This window comes from Lachnospiraceae bacterium, from assembly GCA_025758065.1.
Lineage (GTDB): Bacteria > Bacillota > Clostridia > Lachnospirales > Lachnospiraceae > Enterocloster.
On record CP107199.1, the window covers coordinates 679,563 to 694,533 of the forward strand.

At 44.7% G+C, this 14,971-nt stretch carries 18 protein-coding genes; 3 read left to right on the forward strand and 15 right to left on the reverse strand.

What is annotated here, in order from left to right:
* Window positions 1-11: 11 nt before the first annotated feature.
* From atpH to OGM16_03120, 6 genes are all read right to left on the reverse strand, one after another.
* Window positions 12-542, reverse strand: a complete 531-nt coding sequence (atpH, locus tag OGM16_03095; GenBank protein ID UYJ47277.1) for an ATP synthase F1 subunit delta — start codon at window positions 540-542, stop codon at window positions 12-14.
* Entirely contained in the window at window positions 539-1,045 is a 507-nt protein-coding gene (gene atpF / locus OGM16_03100) for a F0F1 ATP synthase subunit B (GenBank protein ID UYJ47278.1), read from the reverse strand. Before atpF ends, atpH begins: the two co-directional genes overlap by 4 nt.
* 104 nt (window positions 1,046-1,149) lie before the next feature.
* On the reverse strand, window positions 1,150-1,431 hold the full coding sequence (gene atpE, locus OGM16_03105; GenBank protein ID UYJ47279.1) for an ATP synthase F0 subunit C: 282 nt from the start codon (window positions 1,429-1,431) through the stop codon (window positions 1,150-1,152).
* Window positions 1,432-1,494: 63 nt separating this feature from the next.
* Window positions 1,495-2,256: a F0F1 ATP synthase subunit A gene (locus OGM16_03110; protein UYJ47280.1), complete on the reverse strand. Its 762-nt coding sequence runs from the start codon at window positions 2,254-2,256 to the stop codon at window positions 1,495-1,497.
* Between the two features lie 22 nt (window positions 2,257-2,278).
* A complete protein-coding gene (locus OGM16_03115; GenBank protein UYJ47281.1) occupies window positions 2,279-2,701 on the reverse strand; it encodes an ATP synthase subunit I in 423 nt (140 codons plus the stop codon).
* Window positions 2,702-2,757: 56 nt separating this feature from the next.
* Entirely contained in the window at window positions 2,758-3,030 is a 273-nt protein-coding gene (locus OGM16_03120; protein ID UYJ47282.1) for an AtpZ/AtpI family protein, read from the reverse strand.
* A 435-nt stretch (window positions 3,031-3,465) separates the two neighbouring features.
* On the opposite strand from OGM16_03120, the gene OGM16_03125 reads away from it, so the two are divergent.
* The 3 genes from OGM16_03125 to pcp all read left to right on the forward strand — a co-directional run bounded on the left by OGM16_03125 (window position 3,466) and on the right by pcp (window position 5,858).
* A complete protein-coding gene (locus OGM16_03125) occupies window positions 3,466-4,149 on the forward strand; it encodes a DUF969 domain-containing protein (protein UYJ48379.1) in 684 nt (227 codons plus the stop codon).
* Window position 4,150: 1 nt separating this feature from the next.
* Complete coding sequence (locus OGM16_03130) at window positions 4,151-5,083, forward strand: DUF979 domain-containing protein (protein UYJ47283.1); 933 nt, start codon at window positions 4,151-4,153, stop codon at window positions 5,081-5,083.
* Between the two features lie 133 nt (window positions 5,084-5,216).
* Window positions 5,217-5,858, forward strand: coding sequence for a pyroglutamyl-peptidase I (pcp, locus tag OGM16_03135; GenBank protein ID UYJ47284.1), 642 nt, complete (start codon window positions 5,217-5,219; stop codon window positions 5,856-5,858).
* Between the two features lie 189 nt (window positions 5,859-6,047).
* Here the strand turns inward: pcp and larE are convergent, their stop codons facing one another.
* From larE to OGM16_03180, 9 genes are all read right to left on the reverse strand, one after another.
* Window positions 6,048-6,833: an ATP-dependent sacrificial sulfur transferase LarE gene (gene larE / locus OGM16_03140; GenBank protein ID UYJ48380.1), complete on the reverse strand. Its 786-nt coding sequence runs from the start codon at window positions 6,831-6,833 to the stop codon at window positions 6,048-6,050.
* A 198-nt stretch (window positions 6,834-7,031) separates the two neighbouring features.
* Window positions 7,032-8,531: a nickel pincer cofactor biosynthesis protein LarC gene (gene larC, locus OGM16_03145; protein UYJ47285.1), complete on the reverse strand. Its 1,500-nt coding sequence runs from the start codon at window positions 8,529-8,531 to the stop codon at window positions 7,032-7,034.
* A complete protein-coding gene (gene larB / locus OGM16_03150) occupies window positions 8,531-9,277 on the reverse strand; it encodes a nickel pincer cofactor biosynthesis protein LarB (protein UYJ47286.1) in 747 nt (248 codons plus the stop codon). The genes larC and larB overlap by 1 nt, the downstream gene beginning before the upstream one ends.
* 195 nt (window positions 9,278-9,472) lie before the next feature.
* Window positions 9,473-10,633 carry a transposase gene (locus OGM16_03155; GenBank protein UYJ47287.1) on the reverse strand — a complete coding sequence of 387 codons (1,161 nt, stop codon included), beginning with the start codon at window positions 10,631-10,633 and terminating at the stop codon, window positions 9,473-9,475.
* Window positions 10,545-11,219: an IS607 family transposase gene (locus tag OGM16_03160; protein ID UYJ48381.1), complete on the reverse strand. Its 675-nt coding sequence runs from the start codon at window positions 11,217-11,219 to the stop codon at window positions 10,545-10,547. The genes OGM16_03155 and OGM16_03160 overlap by 89 nt, the downstream gene beginning before the upstream one ends.
* A 198-nt stretch (window positions 11,220-11,417) precedes the next feature.
* Entirely contained in the window at window positions 11,418-12,017 is a 600-nt protein-coding gene (locus tag OGM16_03165; protein UYJ47288.1) for an ATP-binding cassette domain-containing protein, read from the reverse strand.
* Window positions 12,014-13,063 carry an ABC transporter ATP-binding protein gene (locus OGM16_03170; GenBank protein UYJ47289.1) on the reverse strand — a complete coding sequence of 350 codons (1,050 nt, stop codon included), beginning with the start codon at window positions 13,061-13,063 and terminating at the stop codon, window positions 12,014-12,016. The genes OGM16_03165 and OGM16_03170 overlap by 4 nt, the downstream gene beginning before the upstream one ends.
* 38 nt (window positions 13,064-13,101) lie before the next feature.
* Window positions 13,102-13,938, reverse strand: a complete 837-nt coding sequence (locus OGM16_03175) for an ABC transporter permease (protein UYJ48382.1) — start codon at window positions 13,936-13,938, stop codon at window positions 13,102-13,104.
* A 64-nt stretch (window positions 13,939-14,002) separates the two neighbouring features.
* Window positions 14,003-14,956, reverse strand: a complete 954-nt coding sequence (locus tag OGM16_03180; GenBank protein UYJ48383.1) for an ABC transporter permease — start codon at window positions 14,954-14,956, stop codon at window positions 14,003-14,005.
* Window positions 14,957-14,971 lie beyond the last annotated feature (15 nt).

Genomic DNA, 14,971 nt, shown 5'->3' on the forward strand with positions numbered 1-14,971 from the left:
ATTTAATACAGTTACTCCGTAATTTTCTTTTTAAGCCTTGACAGACGTTCCTGAACAGTGCCGTCAAGCTGCTTTCCTTCTAACTCCACGCGGATACCGCCAAGTATGGTGCTGTCCGTTTTCTGTGTAAGAAGGACGGTCTTGCCGCTGATTTTTTCCAGTCTTTCTTTTAATGCCTGTGCCTGTGCTTCTGTAAGGGCTACTGCAGTAGTGACCACTGCTTCCGCAATGTTGTGATCCTCGTTGTAGCGTGCCTTAAACTGTCTGCAGCTGTCACGGTATTCCCGCAGCATGCCGCTTTCGCATAACAGTTTTAAGTAGTTTAACAGATACAGGGAAAGCTGTCCTTCAAAAGCCTTGTCCAACAGCCCTACACGTTCTGTTTTGGGAATGGATGGCTCAGAAAGAAGAGTCAGATAATCTGGGTTCTCTTTGAAAAGAGCCATTATCTGCTCCATCTGTGGAAGTATCTCCTCTGTCAGCTTTTCTTCTGCGGCAAGGTCATAGAGACTGTCCCCATAGATCTTTGCGGTCTTGGTCATGATGCCTCACCTACATTCTCAATAAACTCGTCGATCAGCTTCTTATGGTCTTCTTCTGAGATCTCGCGCTCGATCACCTTGCCGGCAATGTCCATGGCAATGCCGCCGATCTCATTTTTAATGTCATTGACTGCCTTCTTCTTCTCCTGGGCGATATCAGCCTCAGCCTTCGCCTTGATCCCTGCTGCCTGTGTCTGGGCTTCCTGGATCATGGCCTCACTGCGTGCTGCAGCGTCCTTCTGGGCATTCTGGAGAATGGAATTTGCAGTTTCTTTTGCTTTTGCCATTTCAGCTTCATAATCAGCCTTCATGGCAGCCGCTTCTTCCTTTGCCTTTTTCGCATCCTGGATCTGAGAATCAGCCAATGCTCTTCTCTTCTCGATGATCGCGCATACCGGCTTGAACAAGAATTTCTTGATCAGCCAGCACTGGATGAACAGGTTGCAGATCTGGGCAATGAAAGTCCACGGTATGATCGTTACTAATTCCTGTGTTTCCCGCATCTTTCTACCCTCCTGTCTGTGGAAACCGCCTTCTGTTTTTGTGAAGTCTTCACATATTTATATTTGTATGTGTAGACTTTGAAACAGTAAGTGTTTCGTTAAACTTAGGACAGGTAGTTCATGAAAGTACCAGGTGCTACGAAGATCAGAAGCAGACCGGTAACGAAACCGTAAATACCAGTGGTCTCTGCGATAGCACAACCAAGTAACATGGTGCTGGTTACATCGCCCTTGCACTCTGGCTGGCGTCCGATCGCTTCCAGTGCCTTTGAAACTGCGTTACCTTCACCAATACCAGGTCCGATACCTGCGATCAGAGCAGCACCAGCGCCGATAGCACAACCTGCTAAAGCAATACCTTTTGCTAATAACTGAAAATCTGTCATAATAAATTTCCTCCTAGAATAATGTGAATAATATCTTTGATAAGATTTTCTTACTGCGTGTTTTTAACCTTCTGCCGCATTTGCAATATACATGATCGTCAGCATACTGAAAATGAATGCCTGCATGAAACCGGAGAACCAGTCAAAGTAGACAGACAGAATGGCCGGAATACCCACATCAAGGAATGGGATGCTTCCTAAGACCTGCCCAAGCGCACCTGGCAGCCAGCCAAGAAGCGCTGATGTTGCTACCGCCAAAGCTGCATAGATCAACCCGTTGATAACAACGCCAGAAAGAATATTTCCAAAATGACGGCACGCCATACTTACCGGTGTTGCCAGTTCTGACAGGACATTAAATGGTGTCATGACCGGGATTGGGGTAGTAAAGCCCTTTAAGTATCCCAGTATGCCGCCAGCCTTGATCTTATTGGAAGTGATCATAATGAACACTACCACTGCCCAGGCTGCTTCTGTGGAAAGATCAGCTGTAGGGCTTCTCAGACCGGTAAGGCTGATAAGATTGGAAACTACACTGGTCGTAAACAAAGCTGCCACAAATGGGATCAGGTTATCAAACTTTGTTCCGCCGGTATTATTTCTCACAAACTTCTGTGCCTGTTCTACCAGCATCTCGGCCACTGCCTGCCGTTTGGATATATTCTCTACCTTCAGGTCCCTGGTAAACCAGATACACAGTCCCGTAATAAGTATCATTACGATCCAGCTGACCACCAGTGTTTCGGATATTAGGAAATCGCCAAGGACAGGTATGCCTGTAGGGATCCTGAAATAAACCGCAGCACCTGAAATATTAAAATTCATATCCGCATTTTCATCTCCTTTCTTATAGATTTGGCTTTGCTTTTATTATTCCCAGAATGTTAATAAGCTTAATGCTCAAACTTGGGAAAAACAGCGGTATAATGCCCGCCGCAGCATTAACAAATGGTAATACCATTGCCAGAACGATCCATAATAACTGGGCCATGGAACGGTATCTGTAACTTATTTTCATACTCTTGTAGGCCTGTTCATCACTCTGCTCCCCGGATGCGATCTTCTGCACCGTAAGTCCCATAATGAAAAAGTTTCCTACTGCAACAGCTGTCCCAATGATGCCGCCAATAATTACCTTATGATCAAATGGTATTGCCTCCGGAAAAAGTTTATGACAGATTGCAAAAGCGACGATCATAAGTATCGTACCTGCGCCACTCCAGCATGCAATGTGTCCTGTTTCTTTTTTTACTGCCGGCTGGATCTTCATATTTCTACCTCCCTGCTGCACGGATATGCGTTTTACCTGCGCCTATCCCCAATGAGTTATACATGTCTGTTAAAGGATCTCTCATGTTCCCTGTTCTTCTTTTTCGTCGTTTTCTGTTCTTTCATAATGACCAGGTATAATTTATATGCCGTCATAAATGAGCCTCCAAGCCCCATGATAAAGCCGGGGATATAGATCCATCCCCCTATCATAAAATGGCTGTTAAGCCAGCTGCATAAAAAAAGACACAACAGCAGCGGAGCTGCCAGAGAGATTCCCATCTGGCTAAGCAGTGAAAGATTCCTCAGAATATACTGCCAGTCTTTCATAAAATGTATCCCTTTCCTTGTCAATAGTATATCAAACTTTCCGGTGTTTTTTGTTGTTTTTTTATAAATACAATTGGAAAATACCGAAACTATCCCTACAGATTTTGTACAACTTGAATAGATTATACTCGATATCCCATAAATAAGCAATGGCATTTTTTGCATTATTTGCAATTTTTTTTAGACACTCTAACTTTTTTTGTTCGTTTTGTCTTAACAATTTCCTAACTCGCGTTATGCTTTTCACAAACTCTTCGTTTTCTTTTTGACAATTTTTCCCAATACCCCCTCTGTATCTTATTTCCAGACCTTTCTCCTTGCCCGCAAATTATAAATATGTTACAATTCTCCCTACTATGCTGCAGGTGTTAAAGATTTTTTGACACCCATAGTGTACTATATTTTTAAACAGGAGGGTTTTATTTAATGGAAATCATCAAATTAATTGGTGTACTTATTGTCGTGATCGGCTTTATCCTGAAATTAGATACTCTGGCTGTAGTCGTTGTGGCAGGCCTTGCCACCGGACTGGTTGCCGGAATGAGTCCTATGGATATCCTGAACACACTTGGCACCGCATTTATCACCAACCGCACTGCCACTCTTTTCATCCTTACACTGCCTGTGATCGGCCTGTGTGAGCGGAATGGTTTAAAAGATAAGGCAGTGGACTTTATCCGTTCTTTAAAGAACATGACCACTGGAAAGCTTATCGCCATCTGGCAGGTCATCCGTACCTTTGCCTCTGCTTTCTCCCTGCGTGTCGGCGGCCACCCCCAGTTTATCCGCCCACTGATCAATCCTATGGCCCAGGCAGCAGCCGTTGTACAGTACAAGGAACTGGACGAGAAATCCGAAGACCAGATCAAAGGAATGTGTGCCGGAAGTGAAAACTACGGCAACTTCTTTGCACAAAACTGTTTCATGGGATCTTCCGGAACTCTTCTGATCGTATCCACCTTAAGCGAACAGGGCTATCCTGTAGACGCGCTCCAGATCGCAGGCCAGTCTGTTCCCATCGCTGTGATCTCTGCTGTTACAGGCATTATCTACGCCCTGATCTTTGACCAGATTTTAAAACGCCGTCTGGCATCTAAAGCCACCAAGGAGGACAAATAATATGACCTGGAACATAAGCACCATTGTTGCAGAAGTTTTCTACTGCATTATCGGCCTTAATTTTATCGCAACAGGCATGAAAGCCCTAAAAGATGATACCTGTGTTAAAAAAGGCACTACCGCCCTTTTCTGGTTCATTCTTGCATTTACCTTTATCATGGGACCTTATCTTCCAAAATGGATCACCGGTCTGTGCGTTGTATTTTTAGCCATCCTTACTGCATTTAAACGTGTAGCCCCAAGCAAAAGCGATATGCCAAAAGAGGCAGAAACCCGTGCTGCTGCTGACAGACTTGGCTACAGCGTATTTATCCCGCCGCTGGTACTGGCTGTCAGCGCTGTTTTAGTTGCTACTTTCTTAAAGGTACTTGGTGCCAATAATGCTATCGGTATCTCCGGCTCCATCGCCCTGGTCACTGCTTTTATCATTTTCAGGCCAAAGGCTGTTTATGCGGTAAAAGACTGTACCCGTCTCACTGACAATGTAGGTGTTACCGGTATCCTTCCCCAGGTCCTGGCAGCACTGGGGTCTGTATTCACAGCTGCCGGTGTAGGCGATGTGATCGCAAGCGGCGTAAGCGCCGTGATCCCGGCCGGAAACCTGTTTGCAGCTACTGCTGTTTACTGTATCTCCATGGCTTTATTTACCATGATCATGGGTAATGGCTTTGCCGCTTTCTCTGTTATCACCGTAGGCATCGGCATCCCGTTTTTGATCGCCCAGGGGGCTGACCCTGTGGTTGTAGGCGCACTTGGCCTGACAGCAGGCTACTGCGGTACTTTAATGACTCCTATGGCAGCTAACTTTAATATTCTGCCTGCAGCCCTTCTTGAAACAAAGAACAAATACATTGTTATCTTAAGCCAGCTGCCGGTTGCGCTGGTGATGCTTGCTGTTCACATTGTATTAATGTATACTCTGGCATTTCGTTAAAATATTGTTCTTTTTTGCATATACTGCATAAAATATAACTAATTTTTAACAAAGTTTACCGGATAAATCTTAATTTTTTTTTGAATATCCGGTAAAACATTTTTCGACAATTTCTCAGAAAGGATGATATACTATGAAACTTCTTCTCACTGCATTTGACCCATTTGGCGGAGATCCGGTCAATCCGGCTTTAGAGGCTGTAAAACTTGTTTCCGGTACTGTTGGCGCTGTCCAGGTAGTAAAGCTGGAAGTACCTACTGTTTTCGGCAGATCCATTGACACAGTGGCAAAAGCCATTAAAGCAGAAAAACCGGATGCTGTTCTCTGTATCGGACAGGCCGGAGGACGTTTTGACCTGACACCGGAGCGTGTTGCCATTAACTTAGATGATGCCCGCATCAAAGACAACGAAGGCAACCAGCCTATTGACGTGCCCATCTTTGAAGACGGTGCCCCTGCTTATTTTTCTACTCTTCCTATTAAAGCTATGGTACAGAATATCCGGAATGCCGGACTTCCTGCCAGCGTTTCCAACACTGCCGGAACCTTTGTATGCAACCACCTGATGTACGGTGTTCTCTATACTCTGGCTAAAAGCTATCCGGGAGTCAGAGGCGGCTTTATGCACGTTCCTTTTATTCCAAGCCAAGTAGTAAACCGTCCGTCTGTACCATCCATGAATTTACAGGATATTGCAAAAGGGATTGAAGCTGCCATTGCTGCTATTGGTGAAAATGAAAACGATATCCTGACTGCGGAAGGTGCTACACACTAAGCAGAATATACCTGTAGGATCTGCCAACGTCGTTTTATTTGCAGAGACACATCACACACAATATCTATAGAACAGCAAAAAAAGCTCCCCGCCCAGGTAATTGGGCTGAGGAGCTTTTTTGCTGTTCTGCTGTTTCTTTGCTACTCTGCTGTTCTTTTGCTATTCATGCAGCCGATGTGTCTGCTTCTATTATTTATCCAGACCAACATCCATGCTGCCGGAACGAAAGCCTTCCAGATCCATGGTAATGTATACAAAACCAAGATCCTTTAATGTCTTTACAATCTCATCTCCATGCTCTAACAGCTTTCCAAATGAGGTCTTGTCTGCCTCAATACGCACTACATTTCCATGAAGGCGCAGGCGGACATTTCCTCCTAACAGCTCTCTTAAATAGCCTTCGCCTGCTTCGATCTGCTTCATAACATCATAGTCGATCGGCGTATTATACGGCAGTCTGGTTGCCATACATGGGGTTGACGGGCGGGACGCTACAGAAATGCCCCATTCCTTTGCCATGGCTTTTACTTCCGCTTTGGTAATGTGCAGCTGCGCCAGCGGACTGACGATGCCCAGTTCTTTTAATGCCTGGATACCCGGGCGGTATACATGGTGGTCATCCTCATTGGTTCCGTCCATAACAGTCTCAGCGCCAAGGCTTTTTGCCATTTCCTTTAAATTTACAAACAGATGCTTTTTGCACAGATAACAACGGTTCACCGGGTTCATTCGGATGGCTTCCTGCTCCAGTTCATTTACATGTATTACCTTGTGAACACCCCCAAGCTCTGCTGCCACCCGGTTTGCGATCTCCAGGTCACATGAAGGATGCAGGCGGCTGTCAAAGGTAACTGCAAAAACCTTGCTGCCGTCTTTTGTGGCTGCTTTTACAGCAGCCTTTAAGATCAGACTGCTGTCCACGCCGCCGGAGAAAGCTACACAAAGGTCTTTCCCCCCTGCTGTGTACTTTCCCATGAATGTTTCTAACTGTTCCAGTCTTTCTTTTACTGAGTGATTCTGTCCTTCCATCCTTCCGGTCTCCTTTACTGTAGGTCTTATAATAAACTTTTGTCTTCCCCGGTTATCTGTTTTTGCTGCCCCCTGTTTGTAAGCGTGCTGTCGAAACCTCTCTGTAACTGTTTTACGGACTGATCTTAGCCTGAGCAGCCTGCTTTATACCAGTTCCTTTGCTGCTTTCTCCACAGCTTCATAAACAGTATTAAAATCCACATTTCCCTGCTTATCACATATTGCTGAAACACTGTCATATTCCGGATAGCAGTATTGCTTTCCCTTATAACTGCAAACCTTTACATCCGCTGCTCCATAAACTGTTTCCACCTGGATCCTTTTTCGGTCCAGGGCAGTGCGCTGCGCCGAAAAACGGCGGATGCCAATAGATGTGGTATGAGTAAAAATAATATCTTCCATAGTCTCGCGGCTGCTTTCACGGCATAATACAGAAAGCATATAAGCCGGACGGTTCTTTTTCATATAGATCGGTGTATACCATACATCATTTGCACCAGCCTTTAACAGCAGGTTCATGGTATATCCCAGCACTTCTCCTGTACAGTCATCTAAATTAGTCTCTAACAGCTCTAAGCTGTCTGTTTTTTCTTCTTCCTCTTCTTCAATGATCATGGCGCGGAGGATGTTTGCATGGTCAAAATCCTTATTTCCAGCCCCAATACCGATTTTTACAATGCGATAGTTCTTTGGCATGGAAGCACCGGTACCCAGTGCTGCTGCGATCGCTGCACCAGTAGGTGTGACCATTTCTCCTGGTGTTTCTGTAAAACGCAGCTTCAGACCGTATGCCTGTGCAATATTAGCTGTAGCCGGCACCGGGACCGGCAGTGTGCCATGCTGGCACCTTACATATCCCTGACCTTCTGCAAGTGGGGAAACAATGACTTTTTCGATGCCCAGATTATCCAGGCATACTGCTGTACTGATAATATCAACAATAGAGTCGATCGCCCCAACTTCGTGGAAATGTACCTGGTCGATTGGAAGACCATGGGCCTTTGACTCAGCCTCTGCCACGATCTCAAAAATACGTCTTGCCAGCTGCTTTACCTTATCTGAAGACTGCAGACGGTCGATAATGGTGTAAATATCATAGAGATTGCGGTGAGTATGTGGGTGCATGTGATCATGAGTATGTACGTGGTCGTGGTCTCCATGGTCATGGGTATGTACATGATCATGATCTCCATGGTCGTGAGTATGTCCGTGATCGTGGCAATGCTCATGTGCATGCTCTGTGCCATTCTCATTGGTATGTGTATGGGTGTGTTCATGATCATGTACGTGTTCTGTGCACTCTTCATGGCTGTGCTCATGAGTGTGTTCGTGCTCATGATCGTGGCAATGCTCGTGGCTGTACTCTGTACCATCCTCATGAACATGTGCATGTGCGTGTTCATGGCCGTGATCGTGATCTCCATGGTCGTGTTCATGCTCTTCATACTCCAGATGCACATCAAAATCATAGGCCTTGATGCCGCATTTCTCCGTTGTTCCAAAATGCAGATGATAGCCATCTACCCCCAGACTTGCCAGCGCATCCTCCAGCACCTTTCTGTCTGCCCCCAGATCAAGAAGCGCTCCTACGGTCATATCACCGCTGATTCCTGAATTACACTCCAGATATAATGTTTTTTTCATTATTTCTTCACCGCCATTCTGTTTATTTGTGTTGCAATGTATCCGGCTCCATAGCCATTATCAATATTTACTACTGAAATTCCATTTGCACAGGAATTGATCATGGTAAGAAGAGCTGACAGACCATGGAAGCTGGCCCCATACCCCACAGATGTAGGTACTGCGATCACCGGTGCATCTGCCAGTCCTGCAATCACAGTTCCAAGAGCCCCCTCCATTCCTGCTACTGCGATAATGCAGTTTGCTTTGGAAATACGCTCTCTCTGGCTTAACAGCCTGTGAATGCCTGCAACTCCCACATCATAGATGCGGTCTACCTTTGTGCCAAAATACTCCGCTGTCTGGGCTGCCTCCTCTGCCACCGGGATATCTGCTGTACCACCGGTACAAACTGCCACACATCCCACATGCTCCTTATCCGGCTTTTCCACCTTTACAATACGGGAAATAGGATCATAAACTGCTGCCGGCACCAGAGAACGGATCAGCTCATACTGCTCCTTGCTGGCTCTGGTTCCAAGGACTTCCCCGTCCCTTTCATAAAATTTCAGGAATATCTCTTTCAAATACGGGTCCGGCTTTCCCTGGCAGAAAATGGTTTCGCCAAAACCGGAACGCAGCTTCCTGTGATGATCCAGCTTTGCATAGCCCAGATCCTCATAGGGCAGATCTTTTAACTTTTCTTCTGCCTCTGCAATATCCAGCTGGCCCGCCTTTACCTGCTCCAGCATCTTATGCACATCCATGCTTCATTCTGCCACTCAAAATGTGTTGAAATATACTCAAACACATCGAGAAATTGAAGTCCTTGCGGATACTTCTTACTGCTTCATTGTGTATGCTTTGGCGATTGTAAACAATACGCTACTCACAAATTCTTGTACACTCCACAGTCGTAAATTCCTGCGATAGCCCGCAGTACATACTTACGTTTGCGTTGATTATGCAACTTCGTAAGTTAAAGCATCTCTTAGATTAAGAGCAGCGTTAAAATCCCTATCCTCGACATAGCCACAATCACAACGGTATATTCTGTCTGAAAGCTTCAAATCTTTCTTGACAGCACCACAACAGTGACATATTTTGGATGATGGATACCATCTGTCTACGACTCTTAATTCAATACCATTTTCATCACACTTCGCTTTAAGCTTAGTTCTAAATTCATAGAACTTTTGTGATCCTACGGCTTTTGATAGATGTCTGTTCTTCATCATTCCTGATACATTCAAATCTTCAATCGTTATATAAGATGGTTTGGTTTTCACTATCTCGGCTATTGATTTATTGATATAATCAGTACGGATATTATCTATTTTATGATGAAGTCTTTGCACTTTGAGCTTTTGCTTTTGTATATTCTTTTGAGTGGACTCTCCTTTCTTTAAATTTTCATACTTGCGTGAGAGACATCTTTGTTCTCTGCGCAATTTCTTTTCCAATTTCTTAACTCTTGCTGACTTATTGATATTTTTATAAGTTTTACCATTAGAAACAATCGCCAGGTCTTTCAATCCCAGGTCAATTCCCATACCGTCATTGCTATTATTAACAATCTTAGCGTCGGGAATTTCTACAAGAACTGACACATAATATCTGTCTGCTTTGATGGATACTGTACCGCTTTTGATCTTCCATCCATCTTTAGTTGTTGGTATATAGCCTTTTTCTTTCATGCGTACCCAACCTAAAGTGGGTATGTTTAACCTATGTCTCTCGCATCTACAATCTTTAGGATTATTCTTTACGAAATACATTTTTACATCAGACTTACCTTTCTTTTTGAAATTAGGAAAAGCACTTTGATGTTTAAAAAATCTTGTAAATGCAGTACATCCATCTTCAATAGATTTTTTTACAGCTTTTGAATATGCTTCTTTAATCCATATTTTATCAGGATTATCAGGAATGTACTCATTATTGAGCCATACGCTGAAACTCTTGCCAGTCATAAACTTTTCACCTTTATCGTATAAAGCTTTGTTGTGACCGAGATAGAAGTTGTAAACATATCTACAAGTGCCGATAGTCTTGTTGATCTTGATTTTTTGCTCGACTGTCGGATCTATTTCCGTTTTGAAGCTCTTTAGCAATTTCCTCATCCCCTTCTATTTGTTTTTTATACTTACGAAGACCGTACAATCTACAAGAAAAAACGTGAAGTATAGATACCATATCCTGTACAAGTTCTTCTTGCGGTGATAGTTCTTCATTATTCACTACCACTATGGTTGTATTAAACTTCATACAGAATTTTTCAAACCACTCATAGCCAAATCTGACAAATCTATCTTTATGTGTAACTATGATAGTTTTGATTTTTTGTTCCATTACTTCATCTAATAATTGATTCCACTTTTTACGATTGTAGTTAAGCCCACTTCCATAATCTTCAATACATTGGTCTACAATGATACCTTTAGCATTGCAAAACTGACGTAAAAAAGTTACTTGGTTTTGTAAATCATCTTTTTGGTTTCTTGTAGATACTCTGGCATAAATAACAATCTGACGATTATCGCTTTCAGTATTTATCCCCTTAAACTGAAGATATTGATCATAAGTATAATAACGCCTATTAGTCGGAGTTCGATTTGCTTTCAGAATCCCCTCTCTATCCCAACGTTGTAACGTTTTGACTGAGACACCCAATAATTCAGCAAAATCTTTTAGTTTGTAATTAGTGATATTAGATGTGTTCATAACAATATCCTCCATGAGTATATTTTAACATATTTAATCACTATTAACAATGATTTTGATTGCTTAAGTTTCCTCCTTCCTTTATCCACAATTACTCTATCAGAAATCCACCGATACAAGAAACAATCTGTGTACTTTTTAATACCTGCCTTTACTACCGTTTTTCTGAGAGAACATTAAATCCTACAATTGGATCCGGTCCGTACAGATCCAGTCAAGCAGGGAATCTGTATGACTGACTACTATAAGCCCGATTTCCCGGCTTCTCACTTCCTCCAGCAGAAAATTCCAGATCTGGCTCTGTGTGATCAGATCCAGCATAGCTGTGATCTCATCTGCCAGAAGAAATCTGGTCTTCTCACCTAAAGCCCTTGCAATGCAAAATCTCTGCAGTTCTCCTCCTGACAATTCCCCCGGATACCGCTCCAGCCATTCCTTCTCGATCCCAAGTCCCCGGATCAGACGTTCATCCAGCACACCGCCTTCTTCCAGAACGGTCTTCATCCGTCTTCTGGGATTGACCGCTTCCTGGGGATGCTGCCAGATCAACTGCACCGGGCAGTAACCCTTATATTGGGAAAGGGGCTTTCCATCTAACAAAACCTGACCTTTATCCGGCTGTTCATAACCTGCAAGTATCTTACAAAACGTAGTTTTTCCAAATCCGCTAGGTGCTGCCAGCCCCAGACGATCCTTGCTGTCAAAGCTTACAGATACATGATTTAATATCTGCCTGTTTCCTTTATGGTAGCGGAATGACAGGTCTTTTGCTTCTAATTTCATAAGCCTGCGCCTTCCTTTCCACATACACTGCATTCACCAGAACTGGGTTCTGACGTCATTTTCTCCTTCAATACCTCTGATTTCGATAATATTCCAGGTAAAATCTCCTTTTCATCCCCCGGACAGATACACCGCACCAGTCCCCCCTGATAAGGTACATAGGGGATGTCTTTACTGCATTCTTCCCTGTATTTCGGACATCTTGGACCATAAGGACACCCCTCAGGCAGATCTCTCACATAAGGCTGGATCCCCGGCTCCGGTGCAAATCCATGCTCCGGCATCGCCCGAAACAACGCCCTGGTATATGGATGGCGCAATGCCGCTTCCTGGTTAAAATCCACGCATGCCGCCTCTTCCACTGCAGTTCCTGCATAAAATACAACAATCCGGTCCGCTGTTTTCAACGCCAGTTCCAGATCATGTGTGATCAGAAGTACACCTGCTCCCTCATCTGCGATCTCCCGGAAATGGGATAAGACCCGGACTGCCGCTTCCATATGAAGTCCAGGGGTCGGTTCATCTGCGATCACCAACTCCGGCTTTTCTACCACTGCGGTTCCGATCAGAACCTGCCTTGCCATTCCACCGGAAAGTTCAAAGGGATACATATTATCCACTTCTTTATCAAGACCATACCTTGTCAAAGCCTTCCTGCTTTTTTCCAGGCTGATCCGGTCTTTACCGCCAGCTACCTGCTCTCCCACTTTCATCAATGGGTCCAGATAAGACACACTTTGTGGGACCAGAACGATCTTATTGCCCCGCAGCTGCTTTATCCTTTTTGTGGTCAGCTGCTTTCCTTTATAATAAATATCTCCCCCGCAGCTTCCATTATAAGGAAGTACACCCATGACTGCATGAGCCAGAAGACTTTTCCCGGAGCCGCTGGAGCCAACCACAGCCACCATTTCCCCACGGGAAACCTTAAGGCTTAAATCCCGGATCACAGGCAGTGTTTTTCTGGAAAACCAGCCGTCATACTGGGTAAATGTAACGGATAAATGTTCAATACGAAGAAGTTCTTCTCTTTGTAAATCTTCCATCTGCACCTATGCCTCCCTTCTGCCTTCTTTGCATTTCTCTATTCATGAGCCCTGGACGGGTCCAGAAGACTGTTTAACGTATCCCCGATCACATGAAACATTATGACCACTAACACAAGCAAAAGCCCCGGGAACAAGGCCAGCCACCATTTTCCCATCGTCAGGTATTTCATGCTTTCAGAAAGGATCACCCCGATCGCAGGCTGTTCCGGCGACAGACCAAAGCCTAAAAATGTAATACTTGCTTCATGTAATATGGCATGAGGGAACATAAGCACCATTCCCACCAGCACCTGGGGAAGCAGATGGGGCATCATATGTCTGATCCCGATCTGCCATGGGCTCATGCCCATTTTCTCTGCGATCTTTATAAAATGGCTTTCCCTCAGCTGCAATACTTCCCCCCGGATCAGTCTGGTTAAAGAAGTCCAGTGAGTCAGGATGATCCCCACAGCTACACCCTTTAAGCCTTTTCCCAATGCGAATGAAATCAAAAGCAAAAGCAGAATATGGGGAATACCCATTACCACGTCAATAAGACCGCTTATAAAGCTATCTGCCCATTTTCCACCTGCTGCACAGGCAAGTCCCAGTCCTACTGCAATAACAGAACTGAACACAGATGTGATCAGGCCGATACGTATACTTAAAGATAAACCTGTAAGGGTACGTACAAACATATCACGCCCCATCCAGTCTGTCCCAAAAGGATATTGTATACAGGGTGCTATATTTTTCCTGGTAAAATCCGTGGTCAATGCCTGTTCCTTCAAACAGACCCCCAAAACCAGCACTGCCCCAAGGATCAGTACCGCTGCCGCCGTAAGCGCTGTTATAAATATGCGCCTGCTGCTTATTCCTTCTGTACGTTTCAAATGCTTCTTCAAATTATCATTACCTTTCATCCCCGGTCTAATGTATGCGCCCGGAATCTTTCATTCACTTACTTTTTTGGCTGTTCTTCCGCATTCTGGGGTCTATGATCTCATATAAAATATCTGCAATAAAATTACCTGCAAACACTATTGCCGCGCTGATCATGGTAATTCCCATTAACAGCGGGATATCACTTCCAAGACCGGCGCTTACTGCCGCCTGTCCCAGCCCCGGATAGGAAAATACCTGTTCCACAAGAACAGAACCGCCAAAAATCTCGCTGATCGAAGCGAACTGCAGTGTTAATGCCGGAAGGATCATATTGCGAAGCCCATGTCTGAAAACAATAGAACCCAGGCTTTCGCCTCTGGCCCTTGCAAAAAGCACATAATCGCTTTCCATGACCTGTATCATCTTTTCTCTTGTGTGAAGCGTGATATTAGAAATACCTGTAAGGCTTAAAGCCGCTGCCGGCAATATGCCATGACGGATACGGTCTGCTATGGAAACAGCGGCCGCATCTGCGCCTATTGGAACACTCAATCCCACAGGAAGGACTTTTAACCACACCGCAAACACCATAAGGAGTACCAGAGCCACCCAGAAAGCCGGTGTACTGGCTGTGACCAGGGCATAAGCAGATATCACCCGGTCTGCCAGGCTTCCCTTTCTGGCACCAGCCGCCATTCCAAGGATCACACCTGCAACACCGGACAAGATCCACGCAGCTGCCATCAGCCATACAGAGCTGGCAAAACGGATCTGTATCACCTTTTCCACAGGCTGATGATACAAAAGGGAAGTTCCCATATTTCCGCAAGCAAAATCCCCCGCCCATGCGAGATAGCGTTTTAATGGCGGTATCCCTTCACCCCAGTAAAGCCGCAGCCTTTCGATCTGCTCCGGGCTCATAGAGCCCAGAGCTGCCTGCCCTACATTGGTCTGCAATGGATCCAGTGGGGTCATGGAAACCAGGGCAAAGGCCCCTATGCTTACAAAAATGAGAAGGACCAGCATCCGTATGAAATTTTT

What these genes read in the sequence shown, in the direction of transcription:
- atpF (UYJ47278.1), bottom strand. Translation starts at nt 1,045, where the DNA reads ATGCGGGAAACACAGGAATTAGTAACGATCATACCGTGGACTTTCATT.
- atpH (UYJ47277.1), bottom strand. Translation starts at nt 542, where the DNA reads ATGACCAAGACCGCAAAGATCTATGGGGACAGTCTCTATGACCTTGCC.
- larC (UYJ47285.1), bottom strand. Translation starts at nt 8,531, where the DNA reads ATGAAAAAAACATTATATCTGGAGTGTAATTCAGGAATCAGCGGTGAT.
- OGM16_03120 (UYJ47282.1), bottom strand. Translation starts at nt 3,030, where the DNA reads ATGAAAGACTGGCAGTATATTCTGAGGAATCTTTCACTGCTTAGCCAG.
- OGM16_03165 (UYJ47288.1), bottom strand. Translation starts at nt 12,017, where the DNA reads ATGAAATTAGAAGCAAAAGACCTGTCATTCCGCTACCATAAAGGAAAC.
- OGM16_03155 (UYJ47287.1), bottom strand. Translation starts at nt 10,633, where the DNA reads ATGAGGAAATTGCTAAAGAGCTTCAAAACGGAAATAGATCCGACAGTC.
- OGM16_03180 (UYJ48383.1), bottom strand. Translation starts at nt 14,956, where the DNA reads ATGCTGGTCCTTCTCATTTTTGTAAGCATAGGGGCCTTTGCCCTGGTT.
- atpE (UYJ47279.1), bottom strand. Translation starts at nt 1,431, where the DNA reads ATGACAGATTTTCAGTTATTAGCAAAAGGTATTGCTTTAGCAGGTTGT.
- pcp (UYJ47284.1), top strand. Translation starts at nt 5,217, where the DNA reads ATGAAACTTCTTCTCACTGCATTTGACCCATTTGGCGGAGATCCGGTC.
- OGM16_03110 (UYJ47280.1), bottom strand. Translation starts at nt 2,256, where the DNA reads ATGAATTTTAATATTTCAGGTGCTGCGGTTTATTTCAGGATCCCTACA.
- OGM16_03115 (UYJ47281.1), bottom strand. Translation starts at nt 2,701, where the DNA reads ATGAAGATCCAGCCGGCAGTAAAAAAAGAAACAGGACACATTGCATGC.
- larE (UYJ48380.1), bottom strand. Translation starts at nt 6,833, where the DNA reads ATGGGAAAGTACACAGCAGGGGGGAAAGACCTTTGTGTAGCTTTCTCC.
- OGM16_03130 (UYJ47283.1), top strand. Translation starts at nt 4,151, where the DNA reads ATGACCTGGAACATAAGCACCATTGTTGCAGAAGTTTTCTACTGCATT.
- OGM16_03170 (UYJ47289.1), bottom strand. Translation starts at nt 13,063, where the DNA reads ATGGAAGATTTACAAAGAGAAGAACTTCTTCGTATTGAACATTTATCC.
- larB (UYJ47286.1), bottom strand. Translation starts at nt 9,277, where the DNA reads ATGGATGTGCATAAGATGCTGGAGCAGGTAAAGGCGGGCCAGCTGGAT.